5 protein-coding genes and 1 pseudogene are annotated in these 4,097 nt (G+C 66.5%); 3 read left to right on the forward strand and 3 right to left on the reverse strand.

Annotated features, from left to right (window positions below; all coding sequences use genetic code 11):
• A pseudogene (locus KZA10_RS08935) lies at positions 1–286 on the reverse strand (M18 family aminopeptidase); the annotation flags it as partial.
• Between the two features lie 150 nt (positions 287–436).
• Between KZA10_RS08935 and KZA10_RS08940 the strand changes: the two are divergent.
• The gene (locus KZA10_RS08940) at positions 437–1,063 is read left to right on the forward strand and encodes a hypothetical protein (protein WP_218682691.1); all 627 of its coding nucleotides are present in this window, start codon (positions 437–439) and stop codon (positions 1,061–1,063) included.
• A 108-nt stretch (positions 1,064–1,171) separates the two neighbouring features.
• Positions 1,172–1,393 carry a hypothetical protein gene (locus KZA10_RS08945; RefSeq protein WP_256934634.1) on the forward strand — a complete coding sequence of 74 codons (222 nt, stop codon included), beginning with the start codon at positions 1,172–1,174 and terminating at the stop codon, positions 1,391–1,393.
• On the opposite strand, the gene KZA10_RS08950 is transcribed toward KZA10_RS08945, so the two are convergent.
• Complete coding sequence (locus KZA10_RS08950; protein ID WP_256934635.1) at positions 1,394–2,050, reverse strand: response regulator transcription factor; 657 nt, start codon at positions 2,048–2,050, stop codon at positions 1,394–1,396.
• A gap of 272 nt (positions 2,051–2,322) precedes the next feature.
• Between KZA10_RS08950 and KZA10_RS08955 the strand changes: the two genes are divergently transcribed.
• Entirely contained in the window at positions 2,323–3,420 is a 1,098-nt protein-coding gene (locus KZA10_RS08955; RefSeq protein WP_256934636.1) for a sensor histidine kinase, read from the forward strand.
• 254 nt (positions 3,421–3,674) lie between these two features.
• On the opposite strand, the gene KZA10_RS08960 is transcribed toward KZA10_RS08955, so the two are convergent.
• A complete protein-coding gene (locus tag KZA10_RS08960; RefSeq protein WP_308289623.1) occupies positions 3,675–4,007 on the reverse strand; it encodes a UTRA domain-containing protein in 333 nt (110 codons plus the stop codon).
• Between the last annotated feature and the right edge of the window lie 90 nt (positions 4,008–4,097).

Here is a 4,097-nt window from a genome sequence, read left to right on the forward strand (position 1 = left end):
GCTTGAGCTTGAAACCGGGGGAATCGGTGTGCGCACCGAAGATCTGCACGGGTGTGGTCGCCACGGCATCCGCTGGCACGACCCAGGCGATCGCCGCACCGTCGCGCACGACCACGTACCGACCGCCGGCCGGTGTCGGCCAGGCATCCTCTTCGCGCAGCCGCGTGAACCCTGCGGCTGCCAGCCGTCGCGCGACCTCCTCCGCCGCGTGGTAGCTCGAGGGCGACGCGGCGACGAAGTCGGCGAGATCCTCGGCGTGGGCGAGGGCTGCGGGGGTGACGGGCATGTCGTGACCTTCCTGAAGAGCGCGGTCCTTCGAGCGTAGTCGCGGTCTTCGTTCGGCAACGGCGCTATCGTTTTCGCGCCCGCCCGGGTTAGCCTTCCACTGGGGGAGACGCCGGTTCGGGGTCTCCGGTATTCGGGGAGAAGCTTTCACATGCGTGCGAACACACGTCTGTCCATTCGTCGCGCCGTCGCGGGCGCGACATCAGCACTGCTGTTGGCAGCAGGCCTCACCGTCGTGACCGACGCGATCGCACCGACACCGGCCTCGGCCGCGCAGGACCCGACGAGCTGTCAGGGAACGGTGGCGCTGGTCAACGGCGGTTTCGAGGCGCCGGTGCTCCCGAACGCCTCGGTGTCGCTCACGTCGGCCCCGCTGGTTCCCGGGTGGTCGACCACCGACAGCCTGAACCAGATCGAGCTCTGGAGCAGCGGTTTCAACGGCGTCACCGCGGCCGCGGGTCGGCAGTTCGCCGAGCTCAACGCCAACTCTCCGAGCAGGCTCTTCCAGGACGTCGCGACGACCCCGGGGCAGACGCTCTCCTGGTCGCTGAAGCACCGAGGACGCAGCGGCACCGATGTGATGCGCGTCGTGATCGGGTCGCCCACCGGCACTCTCGTGCAGAACGGCCCCAACCTCTCGGACGGGAGTGCGGCCTGGGGCTCCCACACCGGCACCTACACCGTGCCCGCAGGGCAGACGGTGACGCGCTTCGGCTTCCAGGCGGTCAGCTCGGCAGGGGGCGTCTCCTCCGTCGCCTGCTCACGACCAAGTCGGTGACCTCTCGCCGGTCGCCTTCATGGTCGGCACCACGCTGCTGCAGATCCCGTTCTACTCGATCGCGGTGCACAGGCGCTGGAGTGCGGTCCGCGCGCTCGGGCGCACGCAGTGGCGCCGCATCCTCGCCTTCGGCTCCTGTCGCCGCTGTCGTACATCCTGGCGCTGACGGCGATCCAGATCGCCCCGGTCGCGCTGGTGGCGCCGCTGCGTGAGGTCAGCGTCGTACTGGTGAGCCTGTTCGGGGTGTTCGTGCTGCGGGAGTCGCGCCCGGCGTGGCGGATCGCGGCGTCGCTCGTCGTGGTCGCCGGGATCGTGCTGCTCGCGTGGTGATCAGCGGAAGCTGACGAGACCGGCGTGCGCGGCGGTCACGAGGATCTGCACGCGGTCGCGCAGGTGCCACTTGGACATCATGCGTCCGAGGTGGGCTTTCACCGTGCCCTCGGAGACGATGAGCGCCTTGGCGATCTCGGCGTTCGACATGCCCTGTGCCAGGCAGTGCAGCACCTCGACCTCGCGCTCGGTGAGCGGCTCGAGTGCGGCGGCATCCGCCGCCACGGGGGTCGAGTCGCGCACGTGCTTGATGAGCATCGAGGCGATGCGAGGGGAGAGCGAGCTGGCACCGCTGTGCACCTCGCGGACGCCGGTGACGATGTCGTCGGCGCTGGAGTCCTTGAGCAGGTAGCCGGAGGCGCCGGCGCTCAGCATCGGAAGCACCGTGTCGCTGCCATCGAGCGTCGTGACGGCGAGCACACGAACGTGAGGCCAGCGTTCGGCGATCACACCGGTGGCTTCGATGCCGTCCATCTCGGGCATCTGCACGTCCATCATCACCACGTCGGGCTGCTCGCGTTCGACGGTGGCGATCGCCTCCACGCCGTCTTCCGCCTGTGCGACCACGGTGATCTCCGGGTCGCGCGACACGAAGTGCGACAACGCCGAACGGACCAGTGGATCATCGTCGACGATCACGACACGGATTCCCTGCATAGGGGGAAGCCTAACGGCGCGGGCGCCCGGACGACGTCATGTAGACCTTTGGCCAAAAACCTCTGGACGTGAGACAGATGTGCGCCACGCAGATCGCCGAGAAGATGAATACAGACATCGACAAACGACTACATAATGGAGGTGAATGTAATGACTTTCTGGCAGCAGGTTGGCAAGTTCTTCGGTCTTCACCGCTAGAGTACCTGGCGAAAAGGAGATAGTGAACCATGGCCTTCGACCAATCCACTCGAGGATCGGCGGATACGCTCCGCTTGACCCGCGGTGAGAAGCTCAGCGCGATCGAGCGCATCGTCGTCTTGGTCATCGTCACCATCACCGTCGCCACGGACCTCATAGGCTTCTTCACCACACCAGGTGTCAACCCGGTCGCACTGTTGGTGAGCGTTGCATCCACTGCAGCGTTCGTCCTCTACCTCTGGAAGCCGCTCATCGCGACATGTGCCCTCGGGGTCGTGTTCGCATCGTCTTTCCTCACCGGATCAGAGCTCCAGGTCCTGACAGCCGCCGCAGTCGCGGCCGGCTTCGTCATGAGACTGGGGTGGACATCGCTGATCCTCTCTTACACCGGCGTTTTCCTGGTCGCGGCGGCCATCGTGGCCAACGGCGACGCCGATTCCGGCGTCAACGTCGCGCTGTATCTCATCTTCGCCACCGTGGCAGGAGCTGTCGGGTTCGCCCTTCGGCTCGCCTTCGCCCGGGGGAGTCGTCTCGAGCGCGAGCTCGAGGAGAGAGCCGAGCAGGAACGTCAGGCCGTACTCGCCGAGCGGCGATGGATCGCCGGTGAGCTGCACGACAGCATCGCGCACCACCTCACGGTGGTGGCGCTGCACGTGCAGATGCTCGAAGACCCCGAGACCAGCAACGACTCGCAAGAAGCGATCCGCGTCGCCGCGCGCAAGGCGATGACAGATCTCCGCTTCGTGATCGAACTCGCGGACGACGGTCCGCAGTCCTCCAGCGTGCAGACCGGCGACCTCGCGGCAGCGATCGACGAGGCGCAGGGCGAGTTCGAATCGGCCGGTCACTCCGTGGCCCGCGAGGGAGACCCTCGCGACGAGCGCATCCCGCGTGCGGTCGAGATCGTCCTCGCGCGCATCGTGCGCGAGTCAGCCACCAACATCCTCAAATACGCAGGCCCCGGCGAGGTGCAGATCGACCTCGCCGTGGACGACGAGGTCGCGCACCTCACGCTGCGCAGCCCCCTCCCGACGACCCCACGCCGCGAGCTCTCCTCCAGTCGCACCGGCCTCGGCCGGATGGCGGAGCGGGTGATGGGAGCGAGCGGCGAGTTCAGCGCCGACGAAATCGACGGATTCTGGGTCGTGTCGGCCCGACTTCCCGTCGTCTGATGCTCTAGAGTGTGTGAGCACCCTTTCCACGATCCGCGAGAGCCTAGACGAAAGTCTAGAGAAGTCTCGACGTTCGACCCTGTGGAACGCGTTGCGATCAGCCGTAGTCTGAAAGCTCCCCAGATAAAGCGTCCCCAGCGCTGCGATCGCGGGCGCGGTCTTTCTGGCTTCTGAAACACTTTGCGCGCTCGCGATCGCCTTCTGCGTTAACGGCCGATTCTCCGGCCTCCCGCCACGGGGTTCCACATGCCCGGCTAGCCGCCCACTGCTCGCATGTAGTGGCCGTCCGTGGAGATCCCCGAGGCTGCGACCGTGAAGCGCACCACCTCGCTGAGGTACCGATCCTCCGAAGCCTCGAAGATCCGTCCCTCCGCGTCGCGCGATGTGCGGGTGAGACGCAGGATGGGCGTGCCCCGGGGCACTCGCAGCAGCGCGGCATCCTGATCGTCGGCGGCCACGGCATCGATCACGTGCTGCAGGGTGACGATCGGATGCCCGACCGATGACAGGTACTCCGCGATGGAGACCTCGTCGAGGTTCACCTCGAACACCGACAAGGCGTAATGGCTCTTCGGCTCGCTTTCCACCGTAGGAGAGGCCACCGACATCGACGCCGCGAGCTCACATACCGTGGAGAACAGATTCCCTGAACCACTTGTGCAGAAGACTACGTCCGC

It is taken from the genome of Microbacterium sp. BF1, assembly GCF_019279095.1.
Lineage (GTDB): Bacteria > Actinomycetota > Actinomycetes > Actinomycetales > Microbacteriaceae > Microbacterium > Microbacterium maritypicum.

Excerpts from the sequence above, each read along its gene's own strand:
- KZA10_RS08940 (WP_218682691.1), top strand. The coding sequence starts at position 437 with ATGCGTGCGAACACACGTCTGTCCATTCGTCGCGCCGTCGCGGGCGCG.
- KZA10_RS08950 (WP_256934635.1), bottom strand. The coding sequence starts at position 2,050 with ATGCAGGGAATCCGTGTCGTGATCGTCGACGATGATCCACTGGTCCGT.